At 65.7% G+C, this 24,009-nt stretch carries 23 protein-coding genes and 2 tRNA genes; 23 read left to right on the forward strand and 2 right to left on the reverse strand.

Annotated elements, in window-relative coordinates; genetic code table 11:
* The first annotated feature begins 148 nt into the window (after positions 1 to 148).
* The 20 genes from G7Y85_RS05550 to G7Y85_RS05645 all read left to right on the forward strand — a co-directional run bounded on the left by G7Y85_RS05550 (position 149) and on the right by G7Y85_RS05645 (position 16,427).
* Positions 149 to 2,275: a DUF1302 domain-containing protein gene (locus G7Y85_RS05550; protein ID WP_166253026.1), complete on the forward strand. Its 2,127-nt coding sequence runs from the start codon at positions 149 to 151 to the stop codon at positions 2,273 to 2,275.
* Positions 2,276 to 2,351: 76 nt separating this feature from the next.
* Positions 2,352 to 2,795: a DUF4282 domain-containing protein gene (locus tag G7Y85_RS05555; RefSeq protein ID WP_166253029.1), complete on the forward strand. Its 444-nt coding sequence runs from the start codon at positions 2,352 to 2,354 to the stop codon at positions 2,793 to 2,795.
* A gap of 336 nt (positions 2,796 to 3,131) precedes the next feature.
* Positions 3,132 to 4,025 (forward strand): metal-dependent hydrolase, encoded by an 894-nt coding sequence (locus tag G7Y85_RS05560; protein WP_166253032.1) that lies wholly within the window; start codon positions 3,132 to 3,134, stop codon positions 4,023 to 4,025.
* 130 nt (positions 4,026 to 4,155) lie between these two features.
* On the forward strand, positions 4,156 to 5,595 hold the full coding sequence (gene lpdA / locus G7Y85_RS05565; RefSeq protein WP_166253035.1) for a dihydrolipoyl dehydrogenase: 1,440 nt from the start codon (positions 4,156 to 4,158) through the stop codon (positions 5,593 to 5,595).
* On the forward strand, positions 5,595 to 6,179 hold the full coding sequence (locus tag G7Y85_RS05570) for a YfaZ family outer membrane protein (protein WP_166253038.1): 585 nt from the start codon (positions 5,595 to 5,597) through the stop codon (positions 6,177 to 6,179). Before lpdA ends, G7Y85_RS05570 begins: the two co-directional genes overlap by 1 nt.
* 24 nt (positions 6,180 to 6,203) lie before the next feature.
* On the forward strand, positions 6,204 to 6,929 hold the full coding sequence (locus G7Y85_RS05575; protein ID WP_166253041.1) for a YebC/PmpR family DNA-binding transcriptional regulator: 726 nt from the start codon (positions 6,204 to 6,206) through the stop codon (positions 6,927 to 6,929).
* Positions 6,926 to 7,456, forward strand: coding sequence for a crossover junction endodeoxyribonuclease RuvC (gene ruvC / locus G7Y85_RS05580; protein WP_166253044.1), 531 nt, complete (start codon positions 6,926 to 6,928; stop codon positions 7,454 to 7,456). Before G7Y85_RS05575 ends, ruvC begins: the two co-directional genes overlap by 4 nt.
* The gene (ruvA, locus tag G7Y85_RS05585) at positions 7,453 to 8,040 is read left to right on the forward strand and encodes a Holliday junction branch migration protein RuvA (RefSeq protein ID WP_166253047.1); all 588 of its coding nucleotides are present in this window, start codon (positions 7,453 to 7,455) and stop codon (positions 8,038 to 8,040) included. Before ruvC ends, ruvA begins: the two co-directional genes overlap by 4 nt.
* 157 nt (positions 8,041 to 8,197) lie before the next feature.
* The gene (gene ruvB / locus G7Y85_RS05590) at positions 8,198 to 9,229 is read left to right on the forward strand and encodes a Holliday junction branch migration DNA helicase RuvB (protein WP_166253366.1); all 1,032 of its coding nucleotides are present in this window, start codon (positions 8,198 to 8,200) and stop codon (positions 9,227 to 9,229) included.
* A complete protein-coding gene (gene ybgC, locus G7Y85_RS05595; RefSeq protein WP_166253050.1) occupies positions 9,226 to 9,654 on the forward strand; it encodes a tol-pal system-associated acyl-CoA thioesterase in 429 nt (142 codons plus the stop codon). Before ruvB ends, ybgC begins: the two co-directional genes overlap by 4 nt.
* 93 nt (positions 9,655 to 9,747) lie before the next feature.
* Positions 9,748 to 10,428, forward strand: a complete 681-nt coding sequence (tolQ, locus tag G7Y85_RS05600; protein ID WP_166253054.1) for a protein TolQ — start codon at positions 9,748 to 9,750, stop codon at positions 10,426 to 10,428.
* Positions 10,428 to 10,865 carry an ExbD/TolR family protein gene (locus G7Y85_RS05605; RefSeq protein WP_166253057.1) on the forward strand — a complete coding sequence of 146 codons (438 nt, stop codon included), beginning with the start codon at positions 10,428 to 10,430 and terminating at the stop codon, positions 10,863 to 10,865. The genes tolQ and G7Y85_RS05605 overlap by 1 nt, the downstream gene beginning before the upstream one ends.
* A complete protein-coding gene (tolA, locus tag G7Y85_RS05610) occupies positions 10,865 to 11,719 on the forward strand; it encodes a cell envelope integrity protein TolA (protein WP_166253060.1) in 855 nt (284 codons plus the stop codon). Before G7Y85_RS05605 ends, tolA begins: the two co-directional genes overlap by 1 nt.
* A 54-nt stretch (positions 11,720 to 11,773) precedes the next feature.
* Entirely contained in the window at positions 11,774 to 13,063 is a 1,290-nt protein-coding gene (tolB, locus tag G7Y85_RS05615) for a Tol-Pal system beta propeller repeat protein TolB (RefSeq protein WP_241696012.1), read from the forward strand.
* Positions 13,064 to 13,115: 52 nt separating this feature from the next.
* Positions 13,116 to 13,634 (forward strand): peptidoglycan-associated lipoprotein Pal, encoded by a 519-nt coding sequence (gene pal / locus G7Y85_RS05620; RefSeq protein ID WP_166253066.1) that lies wholly within the window; start codon positions 13,116 to 13,118, stop codon positions 13,632 to 13,634.
* Between the two features lie 40 nt (positions 13,635 to 13,674).
* The gene (ybgF, locus tag G7Y85_RS05625; protein WP_166253069.1) at positions 13,675 to 14,595 is read left to right on the forward strand and encodes a tol-pal system protein YbgF; all 921 of its coding nucleotides are present in this window, start codon (positions 13,675 to 13,677) and stop codon (positions 14,593 to 14,595) included.
* 18 nt (positions 14,596 to 14,613) lie between these two features.
* Positions 14,614 to 15,282 (forward strand): 7-carboxy-7-deazaguanine synthase QueE, encoded by a 669-nt coding sequence (queE, locus tag G7Y85_RS05630; protein WP_166253072.1) that lies wholly within the window; start codon positions 14,614 to 14,616, stop codon positions 15,280 to 15,282.
* 228 nt (positions 15,283 to 15,510) lie between these two features.
* Positions 15,511 to 16,188 (forward strand): 7-cyano-7-deazaguanine synthase QueC, encoded by a 678-nt coding sequence (gene queC, locus G7Y85_RS05635; RefSeq protein WP_166253075.1) that lies wholly within the window; start codon positions 15,511 to 15,513, stop codon positions 16,186 to 16,188.
* 52 nt (positions 16,189 to 16,240) lie between these two features.
* Positions 16,241 to 16,316: transfer RNA gene (locus G7Y85_RS05640), tRNA-Lys, on the forward strand.
* 34 nt (positions 16,317 to 16,350) lie between these two features.
* Positions 16,351 to 16,427, forward strand: a tRNA-Pro gene (locus G7Y85_RS05645).
* Between the two features lie 30 nt (positions 16,428 to 16,457).
* On the opposite strand, the gene G7Y85_RS05650 is transcribed toward G7Y85_RS05645, so the two are convergent.
* Positions 16,458 to 18,404 carry a glycoside hydrolase family 5 protein gene (locus G7Y85_RS05650; protein WP_166253078.1) on the reverse strand — a complete coding sequence of 649 codons (1,947 nt, stop codon included), beginning with the start codon at positions 18,402 to 18,404 and terminating at the stop codon, positions 16,458 to 16,460.
* Positions 18,405 to 18,501: 97 nt separating this feature from the next.
* Between G7Y85_RS05650 and G7Y85_RS05655 the strand changes: the two genes are divergently transcribed.
* Positions 18,502 to 19,926 (forward strand): MFS transporter, encoded by a 1,425-nt coding sequence (locus tag G7Y85_RS05655; protein WP_241696013.1) that lies wholly within the window; start codon positions 18,502 to 18,504, stop codon positions 19,924 to 19,926.
* Here the strand turns inward: G7Y85_RS05655 and G7Y85_RS05660 are convergent.
* Positions 19,923 to 20,615, reverse strand: a complete 693-nt coding sequence (locus tag G7Y85_RS05660; protein WP_166253083.1) for a TetR/AcrR family transcriptional regulator — start codon at positions 20,613 to 20,615, stop codon at positions 19,923 to 19,925. The two genes, G7Y85_RS05655 and G7Y85_RS05660, sit on opposite strands and share 4 nt — an antisense overlap.
* A 134-nt stretch (positions 20,616 to 20,749) precedes the next feature.
* Between G7Y85_RS05660 and G7Y85_RS05665 the strand changes: the two genes are divergently transcribed.
* Both G7Y85_RS05665 and G7Y85_RS05670 read left to right on the forward strand, forming a co-directional pair.
* Positions 20,750 to 22,375: a carboxylesterase/lipase family protein gene (locus G7Y85_RS05665; protein WP_166253086.1), complete on the forward strand. Its 1,626-nt coding sequence runs from the start codon at positions 20,750 to 20,752 to the stop codon at positions 22,373 to 22,375.
* A 33-nt stretch (positions 22,376 to 22,408) separates the two neighbouring features.
* Complete coding sequence (locus G7Y85_RS05670) at positions 22,409 to 24,007, forward strand: tannase/feruloyl esterase family alpha/beta hydrolase (RefSeq protein WP_166253089.1); 1,599 nt, start codon at positions 22,409 to 22,411, stop codon at positions 24,005 to 24,007.
* Positions 24,008 to 24,009: the final 2 nt, after the last annotated feature.

Raw genomic sequence — 24,009 nt, forward strand, 5'->3', positions numbered from 1 at the left:
GCCCCGGTACTGAATGATTGCCGCAGACGACAGTTTGCCGAAATGACAGCGCCAGGTCACGCCCGGTCACTGCTGGCGACCGGGTCGACTGTTAGCTTGCGCCTCACAACTGCCGCTCAGAGCAGTTCGGACAGGGAGGAGTTGCCGCATGCGTAGCGCGTGGATGGGACTGCTGCTGTGCCTGCTGGTGCCCGCGGCACAAGCCTCGGAATGGCAGCTCGGCGATTTCGATTTCCAGCTCAACAACCGCTTCAGTGTCGGTGCGGCGATGCGCATGCAGGGCATCGACTACAACGACCAGGTCGGCAAGCTCAGCGTGCCGGGACAGCAGGATCTGTGCGCTCCCGACGACTGCATTTCGCTGAACGGTGATCCGGAGCCGAATCAGCGGCTGGTCGACGCGCGCGGCGTGTTCAGCGGCGTCAATGGCGACGACGGTGATCTCAACTACCAGCAGTACGACGTGGTTGCCGCGGCGTCGCGGCTCAGCTCCGACCTGCGCATGAGCTGGAACAACTGGATTGCGCGCGTGCGTGGCATCGGCTACTTCGATCCGGTCAATACCGGCTTCGACGAACGCCATACCTATACCGCCTACCAGCCGGCGCACAGCGACCGGCCCGGCAACATCGAAGACCGCTATGCGCGCGGCGTGCGACTCTACGATGCCTACCTGCAGTACGGCTTCACCTTCGGCGAGCGTCAGGGCACGTTCTCGGTCGGCAACCAGACCGTGCGCTGGGGCGAAAGCACCTTCATCGCGCTCAACAGCATCTCCGAGATCAACGCGCCCGACTCCAATGTCCTGCACATGCCCGGCGCGGAACTGGGTGAAGTGTTCCAGCCGGTACCGGTCGTGCTGCTGTCGACCGACATCGTCGAGGACGTGTCGGCCGAGCTGTTCTATCAGCTGAAGTGGCGTCCGACCAAGCCGGATGCGCGCGGCAGTTTCTATTCGGACAGCGACATCGCCGGCGGCGGTCGATACGCGATGATCAGTCTCGGGCAGTTCGGTGAAGACCCGAATGGCATCGGCCGCTTTGCCGGGCCGCTCGGTCTGATCAGCGGCTCCTCGGCGCGCGCGCTGGTGAACAACAACCATCCGCGCGACAGCGGCCAGTACGGCATCCGCCTGAACTACTTTGCCGAATGGCTGAACGGCGGCACCGAGCTGTCGTTCTATTACCTCAACTACCACTCGCGGCTGCCGTACGCGTCGGTCTACGCGACCGACGATTCCTGCACGCGCGATCATGCCGATCTGCTCAGCGCCGCCGTGGCCTGCAACGGCTTCAACGGCACGCTGCCCTTGCCGAAACTGCAGCCCGGGCAGCCGCGAGGCGAGCCCCTGCCGATCGACACCCTGCGCATCCAGCTCGACTACCCGGAAAACATCCATCTGTACGGCGTCAGTTTCAATACCAACGTCGGTTCGTGGTCGCTGGCCGGTGAATATGCATTCCGTGACAACCTGCCGCTGCAGGTGCAGTTGACCGACGTGATCTTCACCGGTCTGCAACCGGCGTTTCCGGCCCAGCAGTTCACCGTGCTGCCCGGCGCGCTCAGCAGCATCGCCAATCTGTATCCGTCCGGTGGCGGCTTCATCGGTGATCTCGCCCAGCTCGGCGGGGCGACGTTTCCGTCCGCCGATGTCGCGGTGCCGAGCTACCTGCGCAGCTACCGCAATCTCGGGCGCATCAACGCCAACCAGTACATTCCGGGCTATCAGCGCATGAAGGTGGGCCAGCTTGATCTGACCGCGATCCGGGCGTTCTCGAACGTGATCGGTGCCGACCAGATCATCCTGATCAGCGAAGCCGGCTTCACGCAGGTCTTCGGCATGCCCAAACTCAGCAAGCTGCAGTTCGAGGGCTCCGGCGCCAATCGCACGCACTACAGCCCGGGGGCCGATGGCACCGGCACGGCCGACGGCCAGCCCGATCCGCGACGTCTCAATCCGACCCAGCAGACCGGCGGCTTTGCCGACGCGTTTTCATGGGGTCTGCGCTTCGCGTTGCGCGGCGAATACGACGATGCGGCGTTCGGCTGGACCTTCAAGCCGACGCTGGCGTATTTCTGGGACATCGGCGGCATCGCGCCATCGCCGGCACAGAATTTCGTCGAAGGCCGCAAGGAGATTGCCGCCGGCACCGACATCAACTTCACGTCGGCGTTCAGCGGCCGCGTCGTCTACGAGTGGTACACGGGCGGCGGGCGTTACAACACGCGCAGCGATCGTGACAACGTCGCGCTGAGCTTCAGCTACGCGTTCTGAGGCGCGGCGGTTCCCGCCGCTTGCGCGGTCGCCGGTTCAGCAGCGGGACGGCAGCGCCTGGCGTAGGCTGTCGGCCATGAAGGGAGACGAGCAGACCCAGTTGAAGCAGGATCAGGACCCGGCCGCGATCGTGGCGCGGGGCCTGCGTACCTTCGCCGATCATCTGCTCGACTATTTCCGGGCGCTCACCGATTTCGGGTTCCGGCAATGGCTGACGCCGCGCATGGCACCGATGCTCTATGTCCTGGGCGTGCTCGGCAGCCTGTATCTGGTCGTCATGTTCGTGCTGGATGGCTTCGCGCAGTCGGCGACGATCGGCATGGGCCGCATGCTGCTGATCGGGCCCGTGGCTTTTCTCGTGTCGGTGACACTGATTCGCGTCGCGCTGGAAATCTGCCTCGTGCTGTTCCGCATCGCCGTGCATTTGAGCACGATGGCCGGCCATACCGAAGAAATCGCCGGCGGCATGCCGCGCATCACGTTCTGGAAAAGCTGGCTGCGGCGCGATCCGCCGAACTGAGCGGCTCGTTCACGGCGTTGGCTCGTGGCCGCCATCTCGCGTGCGTCGGCCAGACGCGAAATGAGCTGCGCGGGCGTCGATCGGCAGGACCTCTGACATTCAGTCGGGTCCAGAAAGCCCGCGGCTCTCGACCGGCGCCTCGGCGCTTCCCGGCGCGCATGACATTCATGCCCTGAAATCCCGATCCGTCCGGCTTGCGCCTCAGGTACGCAGCGGCAAGACATGACATTCAGTCACGCTTGGCAATCCCATTGCGCGTGTCGCGATTTGTTCCTTTGCTGGCGTGAGCGGTCATAGCCCTGTCGCGGCACGCCGTCTACATTGGCAGCAGAGATAATGAGGAGCAAGAGCATGGATGGTGGCAGCCCGCAGGCAATCGTTCCGCGCAAGGGCCCCGACTTCGCATGGCAGGACGTGCCGCGCTGGTGGTTCGACAACGATCCGTTCAAGACCCGCTTCTTCGACGCGATGTCGCTGCTGTTCCCGGAAGGCGAGAAGTTCTTCATCGCCTGCGTGCGCGATTTCCGCGACGGGATTGCCGATCCCGAATTGCGCGCCCAGGTCAAGGACTTCATGTACCAGGAAGGCCAGCACGGCATGGTGCATACCGCGTTCAACGATCATCTGAAATCGCAGGGCATTGCCGTCGATCATGTCCTCGAACGACAGAAGAAGATCATGTTCGGCTTCTTCCGCAAGTACCTGCCGAAGACCTTCACGCTCGGCCAGACCGCGGCTGCCGAGCACATGACCGCGCTGATGGCGCATGGCTTCTTCGCCAACGGCATGTTTGCCAACGCCGATCCGCGCGTGCGTGCGATGTATGCCTGGCATGCCGTCGAGGAGATCGAGCACAAGGCCGTGGCCTATGACGTGCTGAAGAAGGTTGCGCGTGCCGGCTACTTCACCCGCATTCTGAGCATGATGCAGGTGTCCTTCAGCTTCCCGCTGCATGTGTTCATGATCATGCGCCACATGTTCACGGTCGACGGCGTGCAGAACCGTTTCACCGTCTGGCGCAAGGGGCTGTGGTGGCTGTACGGACCGGGCGGCCTGTATCCACGCCTGATGCGCCATTACCTGGCCTACTACAAACCGGGCTTCCATCCCTGGCAGCAGGGCGATCTGGACACCTACCGGCTCTGGCGGGGCGCCTACGAAGGCAGCGGCAACGATGCCATCGTCGCCGCCGACGCCGTGATGAGCTCGCTGGACCCGCAGCCGGCCTGAGCGTTTCCCGCGTTGCTGCGCCTCCGGGTTTCACGGGGGGCAACGCAGTCCGTTGAAATTTCTGGCCGATCAGTCGTGCGGCGCCGCACCGCGGTCGCTAAAATGGCCGGCGAAACGGACAAGGAGCGACATGACGGACCAATTTGACATCGTCGTCGTCGGCGGCGGCCCGGCCGGCTACCCGGCGGCGATCCGCGCGGCGCAGCTGGGCTTCAAGACCGCCTGCATCGACGCATGGCTCAACAAGGACAACAGCCCCGCATTCGGCGGCACCTGCCTCAACGCCGGCTGCATTCCCTCGAAAGCGCTGCTCGAATCCTCGGAGCTGTGGCACCGCATGCAGCACGAGATCGGCGCGCACGGCATCAGCGGCAGCGATTTCAAGGTCGACCTCGACAAGATGCAGGCGCGCAAGACGGCCGTCTCGCGTCAGCTCACCGGCGGCATCAAGGCGTTGTTCGGCGCCAACAAGGTCACCGGCCTGGAAGGCTTCGGCAAGCTGCTCGGCGACGGCAAGGTCGAGTTCACGCCGCACAATGGCGAAAAGCAGGTCCTCAGCGCCAAGCACGTCATCATCGCCACCGGCTCGTCGCCGGTGAACCTGAAGATCGCGCCGTTCGACGACAAGCGCATCGTCGATTCCTGGGGTGCGCTCGACTTCACCGAAGTGCCGAAGACCCTGGGCATCATCGGCGCCGGCGTGATCGGCGTGGAGCTGGGCAGTGTCTGGAGCCGCCTCGGGTCGAAGACCGTGATCCTCGAAGCGCTGCCGAACTTCCTGCCGATGGTCGATCAGCAGATCGCCAAGGAAGCGCTGCGCCACTTCACCAAGCAGGGTCTCGACATCCGCCTCGGCGCCAAGGTCATCACCGCCAAGAGCGGCGCCAAGGCGGTCGAGGTTGAATACGAGGTCAATGGCGAGAAGAAGAAGGAAAGCTTCGACAAGCTGATCGTCGCGGTCGGACGCCGGCCGAACACGGATGGCCTGAATGCGAAGGAAATCGGCGTGGCGATCGACGAGCGCGGCTTCGTCAAGGTCGATGCGCATTACAAGACCAATGTGCCGGGTGTGTATGCGATCGGCGACGTGATCGGCGGCGCGATGCTCGCGCACAAGGCGATCGAGGAAGGCGTGGCGCTGGCCGAGCAGCTCGCCGGCCATCACACGCAGCTGAACTACGACGCGATCCCGAGTGTCATCTACACCGCGCCGGAAGTGGCGTGGACCGGTCTGTCGGAGGAGCAGGCCAAGGCCAAGGGTTACGAGGTCAAGGTCGGCAGCGGGCCGTTCGCGGCCAACGGCCGCGCCAAGGCCATGGAGGCGGCGCAGGGTTCGATCAAGATCATCGCCGACGCCAAGACCGATCGTATCCTCGGCGTGCACATGTGCGGGCCATATGTTTCGGAACTGCTCGCCGAAGCGGTGCTCGGTCTGGAGTTCGCCGCGACGTGCGAGGACATCGCGCTGACCATGCACGGCCATCCGACGCTGTCCGAGAATTTTCACGAAGCCGTGCTGTCGGTCGACGGCCGCGCCATTCATGCAGTCAACAAGGTCAAGAAATCATGATGAATGTGAAGAAGTCGGCGTTGCTCGCCGCCGCTGCGCTGGCTTTCGTCGCCGGTTCGGCGTCGGCCGAATCGCTCAACTTCAGCCTGTCCAGCGACGCATTCCGTTTCGGCCTGAGCGGGCCGCTGTCGCGCGTGCTGAGCGGGGTCGACGGCCAATACGATCTGGGCTATCTGCAGCATCGCGGCAACGGCAATGACAGCTTCGCCGCGCACGTCGGCGCGCTTGCGACCGGCGATGCCGGCCTGCGCGACATCGACCTCAAGGCCGGTGTCGGCCTGCGCGCCGTCTTCGTCGGCGGCGATGGCGAAAACGGCGGGGCGATCGCGCCGGGCGTGCAGCTCGACGCGCGTCTGCCGGGCTACGACCGCATCGGTCTGATCGGCACCGCCTATTACGCGCCGGGTGTCGTCAGCTTCGGCGACGTCGACGACTATCGCGATCTGAGTGCGGTGCTCAGCTATCAGATCAATCGCAGCGCCGCGGTATTCGGCGGCTATCGCAACGTCAGGATCGGTGTCGATCATGCGCCGGATCAGACCATCGACAACGGCCTGTACGGCGGCATCAGCCTGACGTTCTGACGCGCAGCGGCAAGGAATCGATATATGGGTCGTGGTCCGAGTATCGCCGCGCGCAAGGGTGTGGAAGACGCCCGGCGCGGCAAGCTGTTCACGAAGTTCATTCGCGAAATCACCGTCGCCGCGCGCACCGGCGGCGGTGATCCGAAGACCAATGCGCGCCTGCGTCTGGCGCTCGACAAGGCCTTCGACGCGAACATGACCAAGGACACCGCCGAACGCGCGATCAAGCGCGGGACCGGCGAGGGCGGGGCGGATCACTTCGAGGAAATCCGCTACGAGGGGTATGCGCCGGGCGGTGTCGCGATCATCGTCGATTGCATGACCGACAATCCGACGCGCACGGTTGCCGACGTGCGCCACGCGTTCACCAAGAACGGCGGCAATCTGGGTACCAGCGGTGCGGTCGCCTACATGTTCGCCCGCGTCGGCCAGATCTTCTTCGAGACCGCCGGCGACACCGCGCTCGAGGAGAAGATTCTCGAAGTGGCGCTCGAAGCCGGTGCCGACGATGTCATCAGCGAAGACGGCTGGACCGAAGTGCTGTCGGCCCCGGACAGTCTGGAGGCAGTCCGGCAGGGTCTTGCCGCGCAGGGCCTGACGCCGGTGCAGGCGGACGTCACACTGCGGCCCGGCAATGTCGTGGCCGTCGCCGACGAGCATGCCGAGGCGGTGCAGAAGCTGATCGACACGCTCGAAGATCTCGACGATGTGCAGAAGGTCTATTCGAACGCCGATCTGGGTGGCGATTGAGCATCGCCGCCGTCCGCATCATCGGCATTGATCCGGGATCGCGGCACACCGGCTACGGCGTCATCGAATCCGAACGCGGGCGCGCCCGCATGATCGCGGCCGGTCGCATCAGCACCGCCAGCGGCACGGTGCCGCAGCGGCTGCTGCAGATCCAGCGGGAACTCGCCGCGCTGCTGCACGAGTTCACGCCGGCCGAGGCGGCGATCGAGGAAGTCTTCGTCAATCGCAATGTGCAGACCGCGCTGGTGCTGGGGCAGGCGCGTGGCGTGGCCTTGTGCGCACTCGCGCAGTCAGGCCTGGATGTCGCCGAATACGCACCGACCCAGGTCAAGCTGGCGCTGACCGGTTCCGGTCGTGCCGAAAAATTGCAGGTACAGCACATGGTCAAGGTCTTGCTGAATCTTCAGGGCGCGATGGCGGTCGACGCGTCCGATGCGCTGGCGATCGCGCTCACGCACGCGCAGGTGCGCGGCATGAAGGCGCGGACCGATGCGCTCGCCGGCGGCAAGCGCTGGGGCCGCGCGTGATCGGGCGCATCAGCGGACGTCTCGTGCTCAAGCAGCCGCCGCTGCTGCTGGTCGACGTCGGCGGCGTCGGCTACGAGATCGAGGCGCCGATGTCGACCTTCTACAAGCTGCCGGCGGTCGGCGAGGCCGTGACCCTGCAGACGCATCTGACCGTGCGTGAGGACGCGCATCTGCTGTTCGGTTTTGCGACCGGCACCGAGAAGACCCTGTTCCGCGAGCTGATCAAGATTTCCGGTGTGGGTCCGAAACTCGCGCTGACGGTGCTGTCCGGTGTCAGCGTCGAGGATTTCTGGAACACGATACGTGCCGGCGACGTGGCGCGCCTGACCAAGCTGCCCGGTGTCGGCCGCAAGACCGCCGAGCGTCTGGTGATCGAGATGCGCGACAAGGCCGGCGCCGAAGGTGAAAGCGGTGCCGGTATTCGCCTCGCCGTCGACAGCTCGGCACTGGGCGAAGCCAAGAGCGCGCTCACGGCGCTGGGTTACAAGCCGGCCGAGATCCAGCGCTTCACCGAAGCCGTGTATAAGGACGGCATGAGCACCGAGCAGATCATCCAGGAAGCGCTCAAGCGCGCGGTGAAATGAACACCAGGGTTTCCCGACAGCCGGTGATTGCGAAGTGCGCGGCGACGACGCTGTCCGGTCGCCCTGCCGCACCGGTCGGGCCTGTCGGGATTGCGCCGTGGCGTTTGGCTTCCCGCACGTCATTCCGATCGACGAATGGCGCTTTGAGGCCCGGGCAATGACGGACGATCGCATCGTATCCGCGAGCGTCGGCGGCGACGAGGACCGCGTCGAACGCGCGATCCGTCCGCATCGTCTCGCCGACTATGTCGGCCAGGCGGCGGTGCGTGAGCAGATGGGCATTGCCATCGAGGCCTCGCGACGGCGCGGCGATGCCCTCGACCATGTGCTGATCTTCGGACCGCCCGGCCTCGGCAAGACCACGCTCGCGCACATCCTCGCCGAGGAAATGGGCGTCAACCTGCGCCAGACCTCGGGGCCGGTGCTCGAACGGCCCGGCGATCTGGCCGCGCTGCTGACCAATCTGGAACCGCGCGATCTGCTGTTCGTCGATGAAATCCATCGTCTGTCGCCGGTCGTCGAGGAAGTGCTGTATCCGGCGATGGAGGACTACCAGCTCGACATCGTCATCGGCGAAGGGCCGGCGGCACGTTCGATCCGCCTCGACCTGCCGCCGTTCACGCTGGTCGGCGCGACGACGCGCGCCGGCAGCCTGACCTCGCCGCTGCGTGACCGCTTCGGCCTCGTGCAGCGTCTGGAGTTCTATTCGGTCGATGAGCTGACCCGCATCGTCACGCGCTCGGCCAGCATCCTCGGCGCGCCGATCGACGCGCCCGGCGCCGCGGAGATCGCGCGACGCTCGCGCGGCACGCCGCGCATCGCCAACCGCCTGCTGCGACGTGCACGCGACTACGCGGAAGTGCGCGGCGACGGCAGGATTTCCGCACCGCTGGCGGCCGAGGCGATGAAGCTGCTGGCGGTCGACAGCAACGGCTTCGACCTGATGGACCGCAAACTGCTGATGGCGCTGATCGAGCGTTTCGACGGCGGGCCGGCCGGTCTCGACAATCTCGCCGCGGCCATTGGCGAGGCACGCGAGACCATCGAGGACGTGCTCGAACCGTATCTGATCCAGCAGGGCTATCTGATGCGTACGCCGCGCGGCCGCATCGCCGGCCGGCTCGCCTATCAACATTACGGACTGAAGGTCCCGGAACGCCTGGCGACACCGGACCTGTTTTCCGAATGAGCGTTTCGGTTTTTCCGCTGCGCATCTATTACGAGGACACCGACGTCAGCGGTGTCGTCTATCACGCCAATTACCTGCGCTATTTCGAGCGCGCACGCACCGAATGGCTGCGTGCCCTCGGCCTGGGCCAGGACCAGCTGATGCGCGAGCTCGGTGTCGCCTTCACGGTCGCCGGTCTGGAGATCGACTACCGGCTGCCGGCGCGGCTCGACGACCTGCTTGAAGTGCACACCGAAGTGCCCGTGATCAAGCGCGCCAGCATGGTTTTCGAGCAGCGCCTCCTGCGCAGCGGCGGGGGCGGACCGTCGCTGGCCCAGGCCCGGGTGCGCGTCGCGTGCGTCGACAGCGACCGGTTCCGGCCGATGGCGCTGCCCGAGGCGCTGCGGAGCGCCGTCCAAGGCGGAATGCAAGCGAAAAATATTTAGCGGCCGCGCAGCTTCCCGCGTGAACGACAATACCGGGAATGTTAAGGTTGATCGGCTATTTTCCGTCTTTGCTTGCCGGGGCCCACGCTTTCCATGAATGCCAATCTTTCGCTGACCCACCTGATCCTGCAGGCCAGTGCGCTTGCGCAGATCGTGCTTTTTCTGCTCGTCGTCGCGTCGGTCGTGTCGTGGGCGGTGATCTTCGGCAAGCGTGCACTGCTGTCGCGGACCTTCAAGGAAGCTGCGCAGTTCGAGGAACGCTTCTGGAGCGGCGGCAATCTTGCCGATCTCTACGAGAACGTGCGTCGCGGCGAGAAGGCGACCGGCGTCGCGGCGATCTTCCTCGCCGGCTACGAGGAATTCGTGCGCCAGCAGACCCACGGCAAGGCCGATCCCGATGACGTGCTCGCCGCCGTGCAGCGGCAGATGCGCGTGTCGCAGACACGCGAGACCGAACGTCTCGAAGGCGGCCTCGCGTTTCTGGCGACGGTCGGTTCGACCAGCCCCTACGTCGGCCTGTTCGGTACCGTCTGGGGCATCATGAGCGCGTTCATTTCGATCGGTAACGTCAAGCAGGCCGCACTCGCCACCGTGGCGCCGGGCATTGCCGAAGCGCTGATCGCGACCGCGATGGGCCTGGTCGCCGCCATTCCGGCGGTCATCGCCTACAACTTCTTCACGCGCGGCGTCGACCAGCTCGATTCGCGCTTCCAGGTGTTCTCCGATGAGCTGACCGGCATCATCGAGCGCGGTCTGCGCAGCGGAAAAGTCTGATGGGCGCGCCGGTCCAGAGCGGCCGCGGTCGCAAGCGGCGGATGAACGCCGACATCAACGTCGTGCCGTACATCGACGTGATGCTGGTGCTGCTGATCATCTTCATGATCACCGCGCCGCTGATGACGCAGGGCGTCGATGTCGACCTGCCGGACGCGCAGGCCGAATCGCTGACCGTGCCGGAAGATCCGCCGACGCTGCAGATTCTGGCCGACGGCAGCTACAAGCTCAACGGCGAGATCGTCGACGAGTCCGCGCTCGGCGCCAAGGTGCAGGCACTGGTGGCCGACAAGCCGGATCAGATGTTCCTCGTCAACGGCGATGCCAAGGTGCCGTACCAGTTCGTCGCGCAGGGCATGGCGATTCTGCACAGTGCCGGCGCCAACAAGATCGGCTTCGTCACTGAACCGGGCGAGGCGAAAACGCCGAAACGCTGATGATCGAGCGTCGCTATCTCGTCGCGGCCATCGGCCTGCACGTCGTCATTTTCGCGCTGATGTTCGCGAGTGCGTTCTTCCATCGCAAGATCGTCGCGCCTGCGCCGATCGAAGCGGTGCTGATCGCCGATTCTCGGCCCGCCCTGGCGCCGCGCCCGACACCGCCGCAGCCCGAGCCGCCACAGCCGCCGGTTGAGCAGACGCCGCCGGAACCGCCGAAGCCGGTGCCGCCGCCGCCGAAGCCGGAACCGACCGAAGCGCAGAAGCTCGAACAGCAGAAAAAGAAGGAGGCGCTCGAAGAGCAGAAGCGCCAGGCCGAGACCGCGCGCAAGGAGAAGGAGGCCGAGATCAAGGCCGACGCCGAGCGCAAGAAGCAGGAAGAACAGCAGAGAAAGGCCGAGGCCGAGCAGAAGCGCCAGGAAGAACTGCGCCAGAAGCAGGAGGAAGAGCAGCGCCAGAAGGAAATTGCCGCCGAGCAGGAGCGCATCAAGCGCGAGGCCGAGGCGGCCGAGGCGGCGCGCCGCAAGGCGGCGATGGACGCGGCCCTGGCGGCCGAACAGGCCGCCCGCATCCAGGCGGCGCAGGCCGACTGGGGCCAGGTGATGGCGGCGCGCATCCGCAAGTTCTGGATCCGCTCGCCGACCGCGCCGAACGACTTCTCGTGCACCGTGGCAATGCAGTTGATGCCGGACGGTCAGGTGCAGTCGGCCAAGGTGGTCAGCAGTTGCGGCGATCCGCAGCTTGACCGATCGGTCGAGGCTGCGGTCATCAAGGCCAGTCCGATGCCGCTGCCGCCGGACCCGAAGGCGTTCGTGCCGAACGTCACGGTCAACTTCACGCCGCATGCCGGCTAAACACATTCATCGTAGGCTCATACGGCCGTCTCATCCTCTACCGTGCTCATGACCATGCTCAAACGAATCCTGATCGTGCTGGCCGCCTTGTGCGGCATGGCGTCCGTGCCGGCACAGGCACAGCTCGAAATCACCGTGTCCGGCGGCGACGTCGGCGCCCTGCCGATCGCGATCGTGCCGTTTGCACAGACTTCAGCGATGAGCACCGATATCGCCCAGGTGATCGAGAACGATCTGGTTCGCAGCGGCCGCTTCCGCGCCTTGCCGCGCGATCAGATGAAGCAGCGGCCGAGCGAGATGGCGGCCTTCGACCCGACGCCGTGGCGCGCGCAGAACATCGACAATGTCGTGATCGGCAAGGTCTGGGATGACGGCAAGGGCGGCTTCGTCGCGCGCTTCTTCCTCGTCGACTCGCTGAGCGGCAAGCAGATCATCGCGTACGACTATCCGATCCGCGATCTGTCGCAGTCGCGCTACGCCGCGCACTGGATCGCCGACAAGATCTACGAGCAGCTGCTCGGCGTGCCGGGCTACTTCAACACCAAGATCGCCTACGTGGTCGGCAAGGGCCTCGGCTTCCAGCGCACCTACCAGCTGGTGATCACCGATTCCGACGGCGAGAACCCGCAGTATCCGATCAACTCGCGCGAAACCATCATGTCGCCGGCGTGGTCGCCGGATCGCAAGCAGATTGCGCTGGTCGCCTACGAGCACGGCCGCTCGGCGATCTACCTGTATTCGACCGAGACCGGCAAGGTCACCAAGCTGATCAGCGAAAAGGGCATCAACGGCTCGCCGGCCTGGTCGCCGGATGGCAGCAAGCTGGCCTTCGTGCTGTCGTTCGAAACCAACCCGGACATCTACGTGATGGACATGGCGACCCGCAAGCGGACGCGTCTGACCGACCACTACGGCATCGACACCGAGCCGGCATGGTCGCCGGACGGCAGCAAGATCGTGTTCACCTCGGATCGTGGCGGCAAACCGCAGGTCTACGAGATGAGCTCGAGTGGCGGCGAACCCAGGCGCCTGACGTTCCAGGGCTCGCAGAACCAGCGGCCGAGCTATTCGCCGGACGGCAAATCGATCGTGTTCGTCAACACCGACGGCGGTCAGCGCATCGCCATGCAGGACCTGGCGACAGGCCAGATGCGCATCCTCAGCGACGGCCCGCTTGACGAGGGTCCGGCGTTTGCGCCAGGCGGCGCCGTGATAATCTATTCGTCGCAAGGCCCGAAAGGCCGGCAACTCGCAACGGTTTCGGTCGATGGGCGTGTCCGCCTGACGATGCGGCAGGCCGGTGGCGATGTGCAGGAACCTGCCTGGTCCCCCTTGTTGCGATAGTTCGATGTGCCCTCAATTCCAAAACCGCTAGCCCTCCGTAAGGGAGTTCACCATGATGAAGAACAAAGTCCTGCTGTCGCTCGTTGCCGTTTCCATGCTCGCGCTCGGCGCCTGTGCATCGAAGGGCGACAAGACCGCCAGCACCCCGCCGCCGTCGAACGACAGCTCGGCCTACAACAGCACCGCTGGCCAGGGCACGCAGCTGGGTGACGAAGACGCGCGCGCCGCCGCCGAGCGTGCACTGACCAACAACATCGTCTACTTCGACTACGACTCCAGCGCCGTGAAGCCGGAATACAGCTCGATCGTCGACGCCTACGCCAAGTACCTGGTCGCCAATCCGGTCGCCAAGGTCCGCATCGAAGGCCACACCGACGAGCGCGGTTCGCGCGAGTACAACGTCGCGCTCGGCGAGCGTCGCGCCAATTCGGTCAAGGATGCGCTGCTGACCGATGGCGTCTCGGCCGCCCAGATCTCGGTGATCAGCTACGGCGAAGAGCGCCCGGCCGCCGAAGGTCATGACGAAGCCGCCTGGTCGCAGAACCGCCGCGCGCAGATCATCCGTCAGTAAACCGGCGGTCTGACCGACCGCGTTCCTCCGGAGCAGCTTCATGCGTCATACCCGTCTCGTCATCGTTGCATTCGCAGCCAGTTTCGCGGCCTGTGCGTCCGACTATGGCGGCAGTATCTCGGGCAAGGACGTGCTGTCTCCGGAGGAACGGCGTCTGCAGGCGGTGGAAAGCCGTCTCGCCGTCCTGCAGCGCCGTGTCGATGCCGTGAATCTCACGGGCATGGACGAACAGAACCAGCACACGCGCGATGACATGCGCAGCCTGCGCGGTGATGTCGAGAAATTGCGTTATGACGTCGACCAGTTGCAGCAGCGCGATCAGGCGATCGAAGCGCGCCTGCAGCGTCTGGAAGGCGGCACCGCCGCGGCGCCGCAGCCGCAGGGCTATGGCGCGGCGCCGGCCACGGCACCGAATGCCGCCTATGCCGCACCGGCGACATCGGCTGCGCCGCCGGCGACCTACAGTGCGGCACCTGCCGCAGCAGCGGCAGCGGACAACAGCATCCCGGTCGTCACACCGGCGCAGACGCCAACCGTGTCGGCGCCGGCCAGCGTGACGCTTTCGCAGAACGGTGCGGCGTCGCCGGAAGAGGAAGCGGCCTATCTCAGCGCGTTCGATGCGCTGAAGAACGGCAAGAACGACGAGGCGCTGAAGGGTTTCCGCAGCCAGCTCGAAAAGTGGCCGCAAGGCCAGTATGCCGACAATGCCCTCTACTGGAGTGGCGAGGCGTATTACATCAAGGGCGACTACAAGTCGGCCCTGGCGGCGTTCCAGGCCGTGCTGCAGCGTTTCCCGCGCAGCGCAAAAAGCCCGGACGCGATGCTGAAGTCGGGTCTGGTGCAGATGGATCTCAATCAGGACGCCGAGGGTCGTGCGACCCTGCAGCGCGTGATCAAGACCTATCCGGGGTCGAACGCGGCCAATCTGGCGCAGCAGCGCTTGCAGCCCGGCAAGAAGTAAGCGGACCGCGGAGTCTCGTTGTCAGTCCGTGTCCCCGCTGCGACCGCGTCGCGGCTCAAAATCACCGAAATTTTCCTGTCGGTCCAGGGTGAATCCTCGTCGGTCGGCTGGCCGACGGTATTCGTGCGCCTGACCGGCTGCCCGCTGCGCTGCCACTATTGCGACACGGCGTACGCCTTCCATGGCGGCCAGTGGATGTCACTGGACGAGATCGTGGCCGAAGTCGGGCGGCTTGGCGCTCGCCACGTTTGCGTGACCGGCGGCGAGCCGCTGGCGCAGAAGAACTGTCTGCCGCTGCTGACGCGCCTGTGCGACGCCGGGCACCGCGTGTCGCTGGAAACCAGCGGGGCAATCGACATCGCCGGCGTCGATCCGCGCGTGGTGCGCGTGCTCGACATCAAGACACCGGCCTCGGGCGAGGTGTCACGCAACCTCTGGTCGAACCTCGAGTTGCTGCAGCCGCACGACGAGATCAAGTTCGTGCTCTGCGACCGTGCCGACTACGAATGGGCGCGTGCCTGCCTTGCCGAACACGGGCTGGTCGATCGCTGTGCGGTGCTGTTTTCGCCGAGCCAGGGCCAGATCGAACCGGCGCAACTGGTCGACTGGATACTCGCCGACCGTGTGCCGGTGCGCTTCCAGCTGCAATTGCACAAGGTGCTGTGGGGCAATGCGCCCGGCCGCTGAGGAAGCTCCGACCAGGCACTGCGCTCGGCGGTTTGCGCATGTCTGCTCGCCTCGCGAGCAAGGCAGGCGCCTGCTCATCCCAGGTACTGAAGTACGCTGATGTTCGGCCAAAGCCGGTCCGACATGGAGTCAGTCCGGCTCGAGGGCCGAACATCCTCCGCTCCGTCCTCGCGCAAACCGCCTTCGCTCGCTACGCTTGGCCGAAGTTTCCTTTCGCAGATCGATTGAATGGATAAAAAGGCCGTCATCCTGCTGTCCGGTGGGCTCGATTCGGCGACCGTGCTGGCGCTGGCGCGGTCGCAGGGCTACGAGTGTTACGCGCTCGCCGTGTCCTACGGCCAGCGCCATGTCGCCGAGCTGGCGGCGGCGCAGCGGGTGGCCGATGCGCTCGGCGCCGCGCGCCTGCAGACCATGCACGTCAATCTCGATGCGGTCGGCGGTTCGGCGCTGACCGATCGCAACATCGCCGTGCCGGAAACGGAAGCCGCTGCGGGCGGCATTCCCGTCACCTATGTGCCGGCGCGCAACACCCTGTTCCTGTCGCTGGCGCTGGGCTGGGCCGAAGTGCTGGGCGCGCAGGATCTGTTCATCGGCGTCAATGCCGTCGACTATTCCGGCTATCCGGATTGCCGCCCCGAATTCATCCGCGCGTTCGAGGCGCTGGCCCAGGTGGCAACCAAGGCCGGTGTCGAAGGTCGCGGTTTTCGCGTCCACGCGCCGTTGCTGACGATGACCAAGGCCGACATCATTCGCGAAGGCGTGCGCCTCGATGTCGACTACGCGCTGACCGTGTCCTGCTACCAGGCCGACGAACAGGGTCGCGCCTGCGGTCGCTGCGACTCCTGCCGTTTGCGCCGTGCCGGTTTTGCCGACGCCGGGGTCGCCGATCCGACGCCGTATCGCTAGCCGCGACGCATTCGTTTATCATGCGCGGCCTCGTGGCCGTCCTGCCGGATACGGGTCGTTAGCTCAGTCGGTAGAGCAGTTGGCTTTTAACCAATTGGTCGATGGTTCGAATCCATCACGACCCACCATTCCCGCCTTCGACTCCACACGCATGTCTCCCGTCGGGGAGTAGCTCAGCTTGGTAGAGCATCTGCTTTGGGAGCAGAGGGCCGCAGGTTCGAATCCTGTCTCCCCGACCATTCCTGCCAGACGCCATATTTCCGCAGGTTTCACGACACGCCGTCGATCGTGATCTGCAGGCGGCCGCTGGCCTGCGCCGTGACCAGCAGGCATTGCCGTTCCCGGCGGTATTCCCAGCTGGCTGCGACCCCCGTGACGGCAATGCGTGCGCGCCCAGCATCGAACGGCTTCGGCAGGAAAATCTCGCTTGGCGCATCGATCCCGGCGTCGACCTCGATGCTCGCGGTGAAGTGCGCTTCGGCGCGAACGTATTGCATGGCCCTGAGCACGCCCTGCGCATAACGCACGTATGGCCGGCAGAAGCCGCTGACGCCACGCCCGCCGTCGCTGCCGGCTTCGGTCTGCTGGTCACGCGAAAAGATCGACAGATCTTCCTGGTTCCAGCCGTCGCCGACGCGCAGGTCGTTGCGATTGCCGGCGCTGTAATTCCACTGTGTCGATGACAACTGCAACAGATCCATCGCCTCGTACATCAGTTCCAGAGCGTCGGCCTGCGCACGCCAGACGGCGTCGCCGCGCTCACCCCGACTCCAGCGCGTGAACGAGTCGCCGTCTTCGAGATCGTAGGGCGTGCCGAATTCGCCGATCAGTGTCGGCATCTTCATGCGCTCGCCGATGTTTTTGATGTACGCAAGCTCCAGTCCGTAGCGGTTCTTCAGACGCGCCTTGCCGGCTGCATCGAGTCCGCTGTCGAACTGCTTGCTGAGCAGCAGCGCGACGTCATACCAGTGGCTGGCGTTGACGCTGTTGGCGGGCATGTCGGCCGGAAAACTGCGGCCACCGACGATGACGTGCGGATTGATCTCGGCGAACAGCAGCCAGTCTTCGCGCACGGTGCGGATGCTCGCCGCCATTTTCGCGAAGAACGGCTGCAGGAAATCACGCTCGACATCGACACGCCGACCGTTGCGCAAACGGAAGAAATCCTCGTCCACCGCCGTTGCCGCGCCGTCTTCGAGGCGCCAGGCGCCTGCCTGCTCGAATGGGTCGACCACGCCGTCACGCCAGATCGGCACGCGATTGCGATTGAAGACGAGTTCCTGCGCCGGGGCCACCGTGCCGGGCTGTTCGGTCTTGCGCATGTACGGCACGCTGACGCTGACGCCGCGTGCCGCCATCAGGCCGTCCAGCGGTGTCCATGCCGGGCCGTGATGGACCGGCGTGCGGTCGTCGGCATTCGGCGCCGTGCGCCGTGTCGTCATCGGCTGTCCGATCCAGCCCATGCCCGGCTCGTTGAGCGTGTCGAAGCCGATCACGTTCGGCAGTTCGCGGACACGTTCGGCGACGGCGCGCACAGCCCCGAAGTAATGCGACTGCAGGAAGTCCTGCACGTTGCAGCCGTCGACGAGCCAGTCCGGCGTATAGGCACGGCCGGCAAAGAACGCGGTCCACATGATGCCGTTGACCGGCATCCGGTAATTCACCGGCCAGCTCATCGTCGGATAGCGATCTTCCTGACGACGACGCGGATCGGCGTAATCGTAGCGGTACTGCATGACGTGCGCGGCGTCGGCCTCGCCGAAGCGGCGATAGTCGAGGCCCAGCTTGTCGAACAGCCAGCACGGTGCGCCGCTGCCGCCGCTCATGCGACTCCATACGTCCTGATGGAAGTCGATGAACACCAGCATTCCGAAGTCCACGGCGCGTTCGCAGATTGCCGCGATGGAATCGATGAATGCCAGATCGTACTGACCGGGGCCGGCATGCTCGACAGCTTCCCAGGTGACGAGCAGACGCAAGGTGTTGAAACCCCAGCCGGCGATGCGGCCGAGATGTTCATCGGTTTCATCGGCCGGAAACGGGCGCCCGACAAAGCTGAGCGTGGCATGGTCGGCGAAGTCGCCGGGCCGGTCGGTGCCGCCGTCGGGATACGGCAGCTTGCTGTCGCCACCGAGATTGACGCCGCGCAGGATGGCCTGGCGGCCGTGCCGATCGACGAAGCGGGTCCCCTCGATGCCCACCCAAAGCTTTGACATTTTTTTTGTGACCGATCATTCTGACGTCATTCATTATACAGTCGGTTAATGAAATGCGAACCGTGTTCGCATCACCAGCCGAAAACAGGGAGGGGAGATGACGCAGACCAGGACGGTGGCTGCCGCGAGGCCCATGGGCTTTGGCCGCAAGCTGGCACTCGGCGCCGGCGACTTCGGATTCAATCTGTACTGGCAGACGGCGTCGCTGTATCTGTTGTTCTTCTACACCGACGTGCTCGGTCTGCCGCCGTCGATCGCCGGTGCGATCTACATGCTCGCGCTGATCTGGGATGCCGTGCTCGACCCGCTGATCGGTTCGGTGGTCGACCGCACGCGCAGCCGTCTTGGTCGCTATCGGCCGTATCTGCTGTTCGGTGGCGTGCCGCTGGGCCTGATCTTCGCGGCGAGCTTTCTCGCTCCCACCGGCGACAGCGTGTTCGCGATTGCCGTGACCGCCACACTGCACGTCGCCTTCCGCACGCTCTACGCGGCGATCTCGATCCCGTATTCGGCACTGTTCGCGCGCGTGACCCAGGACGCGCGCGTGCGCGCCGAGCTGGCGGGCTTCCGCATGGTTTGCGCGACTCTCGGCGCGCTGATCGTCGCCGGCGGCACGCTGCCGTTCGTCAAGGCGTTCTCGACGCCCGAGGCGCCGCGTCTCGGCTGGACGATATTGGGGCTCGCGTTCGGCGTTGTCGCGTCGCTGCTGCTGCTGGTCGTTGCCTGGGCGGCGCGCGGTTACGACGACTTCGAAGTGCAGCCCGCGCCCAGGCGCGACCTGCAGGCGATGCTGCGCTCGCTGCTGGCGAACCGCGCGTTGTTGATCGTGCTGGGCGCCGTGATGGTGTCGTCTTTCGCCAATACGTTGTTCGGCAAGAACCTGCTGTACTACTTCAAATACATCGTCGGCCGTGCGGAACTGGCGAGCGCGGCGATGGCGCTGGTGGCCCTCGGCGCGGCGGTGCTGGTGCCGCTGTTCGCGTGGATCGCCCGCACGCGTGGCAAACGCGCGACCTGGCTGATCGGTTCGGTGCCCTCCCTGATCGGCATGCTGCTGTGGCGGCTCGGCCAGGACGGAAGCTCGCTGCCTTTGCTGTTCACCGCGCTCGGCCTTTACGCGTTCGGCACGGCGGCCTATGTCGTCTGCTTCTGGTCGATGCTGCCGGACACCGTCGAGTACGGCGAGTGGAAGAGCGGCGTGCGTACCGAATCGCTGGTGTTCGGGCTCGGCGTGCTCGGCCAGAAGTTCGCGCTCGGTCTCGGTGCCGGCTTCCTCGGCATCGCGCTGGCGCATGTCGGCTATGTCGCCAATGCCGAGCAGACGCCGGAGACGATCGCCGGCATCAAGGCGATGATGTTCTGGTTCCCGCTTGGCGGCTGGGTCGTGTCGGTGGCGTTGATCGCGTTCTATCCGCTGGGGCTCAAGGAGCACGCGCGCATTGTCGAGGAGATTGCCGCGCGCAGGCTGGCGGCTTCGCCGGAAACGCTCAACAGCGCGCTGGGCACGCCGGTCAACACCTAGCGGATGAATACCGCCAGCAGGGCATCGATATGTGCGTTCATCACCGTCTCGTCGCCCGGATCGAGATTCCAGACGCGTCGTACTTCCGGCGCCAGGGTATAGAACGACTGCGCCGCGCCGACGATGATGTAGACCAGCGCCGGCGACGAAGCCGGCGGCAGCAGGCCATCCTTCTGCAGTGCGCGGACGAAGGCTTCGGCGGCGTGTGATGCGCGGCTGATGAAATGCTCGGTCGCCCACTGCAGGCGCGCGCTGTCACGCACGCTTTCCTGGACCATCAGGCGCGCGTGCTCCGGGTGCCGCGCGCAATACAGGACATAGCGGCGCAGCGCCGCGCGTGCGGCCTCGCGGCGCGCTGCGCGCGTCATCGGCCCGGTCGGTGCCTGGAGCATCAGCTCGCGCGTCTGCCGTTCGAACAGGAAGCTGACGGCGGCGCGCCAGAGCAGATCCTTGCTCTGGTAGTAGTACTTGATCAGTGCGTGGTGGACGCCGGCCTGAGCGGCGATATCGCGCGTCGACGCACCGTTGTAACCGTGCTCGGAAAAGATCAGCAGCGCAGCCTGCAGAATCGCCGCGCGCGTCGCCTCCTTCTGCTGCTCACGCAGGTTCGGACCGCCGAGCGATTTCGCCGCCGGGACACTTTTGCCGGCGTGGCGGGCGGCGGGACGCTTGGGACTCGATGTCGTCATGGCGTGATTCAGATTCGCTATCGGTGGCGGACTGCGCTTTCGCTGCCGGTCCATTCATTATACAGTTGCATAATCAAAAGCGTCGTGTGGGTCTGGCAGGCCCATGCAGGCGCATCACATGGCAGGAGAACATCATGGTTGTCGCCGCTGCGCGGATCGCCCACCCCTACATGCGGCGCGTGTCGTCGTGCCTGCTGCGCAGTATCGCCTGCGCCAGCCTGCTGCTGGGCAGCGCTTGCGCGGCACCGCCCGAACAGCCTGCCGCGCCCGTGGCGGCGAGCCCGTCGACCGCCGGTGCCGTGTTGAAGATCGACAGTGGCGCGCTGCAGGGCGCCGTCGACGGCGACGTCGTTGCCTACAAGAACATTCCGTACGCGGCGCCGCCGGTCGGCAACCTGCGCTGGCACGCGCCGATGCCGCCGGCGTCCTGGACCGGTGTGCGTGACGCGACGCGTTACGGCAACGACTGCATGCAGAACCGCATGTCCTGGGACAAGACGGCCTCGCCGCAGCCGGTCAGCGAGGACTGCCTTTATCTCAACGTCTGGAAGCCGGCGAGCGCGGCCGCCGGCGGCAAGCTGCCGGTCATGGTCTGGATCTACGGCGGCGGCTTCGTCTCCGGCTCGGCAACCGCGCCCGTCACCGATGGCGCCAGGCTCGCCGCGCGCGGCGTGGTGCTGGTCAGCTTCAACTACCGCGTCGGGCGCTTCGGGTTCTTCGCGCATCCGGCGCTCAGTCACGAGCCGGGCCACGGCCTGCTCGGCAACTACGGGCTGATGGATCAGATCGCCGCGCTCAAGTGGGTGCAACGCAATATCGCCGCATTCGGCGGTGACCCGTCGAACGTGACGATCTTCGGCGAGTCGGCCGGTGGCGAGTCGGTGAATTACCTGATGCTCGCCGATCAGGCGCGCGGCCTGTTCGCCAAGGCGTACTCGCAATCCGGCGGCGGTCGTACGCCGTGGCCGATGCTGGCCGATGATCTGCCGGACCGGCCGTCGGCGGAGACCGCCGGCCGCAAGTTCGCCGACAAGTTCAAGATCAAGGATGACGATCTCGCGGCGCTGCGCGCGCTGCCGGCCGACAAGGTGCTCGGTTCGGTCAACATGATCAACAACGAGAACGGCTCGTTCAGTGGCCCGATGATCGACGGCGCGCTGGTGACGATGGCGGTCGCCGACGGCTTCGCTGCCGGCAAGCAGGCGCGCGTGCCCTACATCAATGGCACCAACAGCAACGAACTGGGCTTCCTGCCGGGTTTCATGCTGCACATCGCGAGCAAGAAGATGGCCGAGCAGTTCAAGTTCGACGTCGATCCGATGATCGCGGCCTACGGTTCCAAGGATGCGTTCGAGGATCATTTCGCGAGCGATCTGACCTTCGTCGAGCCTTCGCATTTTCTGGCGGCCGCCGCCTCGCGCGTGCAGCCGACCTATCTGCTGCGCTTCGCCTACGTGACCAAGGCCAACGACAAGGGGCAGGGCGCGGCGCACGCCACGGACGTGCCGTACAGCTTCGGCAATCTGATGGCGACCGGCGACACGATTGCCGATGTCGACCGCGATCAGGCGCGGCTCTGGGGCGATTACCTGGTGGCGTTCGCGCGCAACGGTGTGCCGAAGGCGGGCACGACCACCTGGGTGCCGTATACGGAGAAGGCCAATCAGCTCAACGAATTTTCTGCCGACGGTCTGAAGCCGATATCGGCCGACCTGCCGGGACTCAAGGCGATCACGCAGCATTTCGGCACCCGTTCCTGAGGCGCGCAAGACGCCGGCAGCGAGGAGAAACAGATGAACAACAGAATGACGGCGAGCGGATCGCTGGCACTGGCGGCCCTGCTGTTCTGCTGCCTGCCGCAGGCGGCGCAGGCGGCGGATGACGCCTGCGCGGCGCTCAAGCATTACAAGCTGCAGGGCGGGGCGGTCGATGCCGTCGAGGTGCTGGCGCCGCCGGCGACCTTCGACATCGGCTTCCAGGGCCTGCCGCCGTTGCCCGTCACCGCGGGCTTCTGTCGCGTGCAGGCGCATCTGACGCCGACGCCGGCTTCGAACATCCGTATCGAAGTCTGGCTGCCGCCGGCCGATGCCTGGAACGGCAAGTTCGTCGGTACCGGCAACGCCGGCTTCGCCGGCAATTTCACGTCGCCCTACCTGTTCATGCGCAGCGCCGTGGCCAAGGGTTATGCGGCCGCCGGCACGGACACCGGGCATGTCGGCAACCGCATGGGCGAGCCGCCGTCGGCCGACTGGGCGCTGCACCAGCCGGAGAAGATCAAGGACTACGGCTATCGCGCCGAGCACCTGACCGCGATCGCCGGCAAGGCCCTGGTGCAGGCCTATTACCGGCACGCACCGAAACACGCCTACTTCCAGGGCTGCTCCAATGGCGGCCGCGAGGCGCTGATGGAAGCACGGCGCTTCCCGGACGACTACGAAGGCATCATCGCCGGCGCGCCGGCCGCCGACTGGGTCGGTCTGGCGACCGGCTTCGCATGGAACACGCTGGCCGCGCACAAGTCGCCGGAAGGCGCGCTGACCACCGGCAAGCTGGCGATCCTGCAGAGCGCCGCGCTCAAGCAATGCGATCTGCTCGACGGCGTGAGTGACGGCGTGCTCGAAGATCCGCGCCAGTGCAAGTTCGATCCGGCCAGCGTCGAGTGCCCGAACGGCGCCGATGGCGACAGCTGCCTGAATGCGGCGCAGGTCGAGACCGCGCGCAAGATCTACGGCGGGCCGATCAACCCGCGCACCGGCGCGTCCCTGTTTCCGGGCTTCGCCGTCGGCTCCGAAGCCGTGCAGTGGGGGCAGTGGATCACGGGCCCGGCGACCGACCAGAGCGCGTTCGCCACCAGCTTCTACCGCAACATGGTGTTCAGCGATCCGGACTGGCAGCTGTCGTCGCTGGACTTCGACCACGACGTCGACAAGGCCCGAGCGGTGGCCGGCCCGGCGCTCGATTCCAATGATCCGGACATTGCCGCCTTTGCCAAACGCGGCGGTCACCTGCTGCTGTATCAGGGCTGGGCCGACGCGGCGATTCCGCCACAGGCCACGATCAACTACTACGAGGCCGTGCGGCAGAAGATCGGTGCGGCCCGGACCGACAGCGCCGTGCGCTTCTTCCTCGTGCCCGGCATGGCGCACTGCCTCGGCGGGCCCGGCCCGAACGACTTCGACACGCTCGACGCGCTCGATCACTGGGTCGACAGCGGACAGGCGCCGGAGCGTCTGGTGGCCGCGAAGTACGAGACCGAGTACGCCGATCTGCTGGGCCTGCCGAAAGGCGAGCCGCAGCGCACGCGCCCGCTGTGTGCGTATCCGCAGACCGCGCATTACAAGGGCGGCGGCTCCGCCGACGAAGCCGACAACTTCATCTGCCGCAGGCAGTAGCG

The sequence above is a fragment of the Solimonas terrae genome (assembly GCF_011067135.1).
In the GTDB taxonomy this organism is placed as follows: domain Bacteria; phylum Pseudomonadota; class Gammaproteobacteria; order Nevskiales; family Nevskiaceae; genus Solimonas; species Solimonas terrae.

Bases quoted from the DNA above. Each gene is read 5' to 3' on its own strand.
- G7Y85_RS05550 (WP_166253026.1), top strand. From the start codon at position 149: ATGCGTAGCGCGTGGATGGGACTGCTGCTGTGCCTGCTGGTGCCCGCG.
- G7Y85_RS05555 (WP_166253029.1), top strand. From the start codon at position 2,352: ATGAAGGGAGACGAGCAGACCCAGTTGAAGCAGGATCAGGACCCGGCC.
- G7Y85_RS05560 (WP_166253032.1), top strand. From the start codon at position 3,132: ATGAGGAGCAAGAGCATGGATGGTGGCAGCCCGCAGGCAATCGTTCCG.
- lpdA (WP_166253035.1), top strand. From the start codon at position 4,156: ATGACGGACCAATTTGACATCGTCGTCGTCGGCGGCGGCCCGGCCGGC.
- G7Y85_RS05570 (WP_166253038.1), top strand. From the start codon at position 5,595: ATGAATGTGAAGAAGTCGGCGTTGCTCGCCGCCGCTGCGCTGGCTTTC.
- G7Y85_RS05575 (WP_166253041.1), top strand. From the start codon at position 6,204: ATGGGTCGTGGTCCGAGTATCGCCGCGCGCAAGGGTGTGGAAGACGCC.
- ruvB (WP_166253366.1), top strand. From the start codon at position 8,198: ATGACGGACGATCGCATCGTATCCGCGAGCGTCGGCGGCGACGAGGAC.
- ybgC (WP_166253050.1), top strand. From the start codon at position 9,226: ATGAGCGTTTCGGTTTTTCCGCTGCGCATCTATTACGAGGACACCGAC.
- tolQ (WP_166253054.1), top strand. From the start codon at position 9,748: ATGAATGCCAATCTTTCGCTGACCCACCTGATCCTGCAGGCCAGTGCG.
- G7Y85_RS05605 (WP_166253057.1), top strand. From the start codon at position 10,428: ATGGGCGCGCCGGTCCAGAGCGGCCGCGGTCGCAAGCGGCGGATGAAC.
- tolA (WP_166253060.1), top strand. From the start codon at position 10,865: ATGATCGAGCGTCGCTATCTCGTCGCGGCCATCGGCCTGCACGTCGTC.
- tolB (WP_241696012.1), top strand. From the start codon at position 11,774: ATGCTCAAACGAATCCTGATCGTGCTGGCCGCCTTGTGCGGCATGGCG.
- pal (WP_166253066.1), top strand. From the start codon at position 13,116: ATGATGAAGAACAAAGTCCTGCTGTCGCTCGTTGCCGTTTCCATGCTC.
- ybgF (WP_166253069.1), top strand. From the start codon at position 13,675: ATGCGTCATACCCGTCTCGTCATCGTTGCATTCGCAGCCAGTTTCGCG.
- queC (WP_166253075.1), top strand. From the start codon at position 15,511: ATGGATAAAAAGGCCGTCATCCTGCTGTCCGGTGGGCTCGATTCGGCG.
- G7Y85_RS05650 (WP_166253078.1), bottom strand. From the start codon at position 18,404: ATGTCAAAGCTTTGGGTGGGCATCGAGGGGACCCGCTTCGTCGATCGG.
- G7Y85_RS05655 (WP_241696013.1), top strand. From the start codon at position 18,502: ATGACGCAGACCAGGACGGTGGCTGCCGCGAGGCCCATGGGCTTTGGC.
- G7Y85_RS05660 (WP_166253083.1), bottom strand. From the start codon at position 20,615: ATGACGACATCGAGTCCCAAGCGTCCCGCCGCCCGCCACGCCGGCAAA.
- G7Y85_RS05665 (WP_166253086.1), top strand. From the start codon at position 20,750: ATGGTTGTCGCCGCTGCGCGGATCGCCCACCCCTACATGCGGCGCGTG.
- G7Y85_RS05670 (WP_166253089.1), top strand. From the start codon at position 22,409: ATGAACAACAGAATGACGGCGAGCGGATCGCTGGCACTGGCGGCCCTG.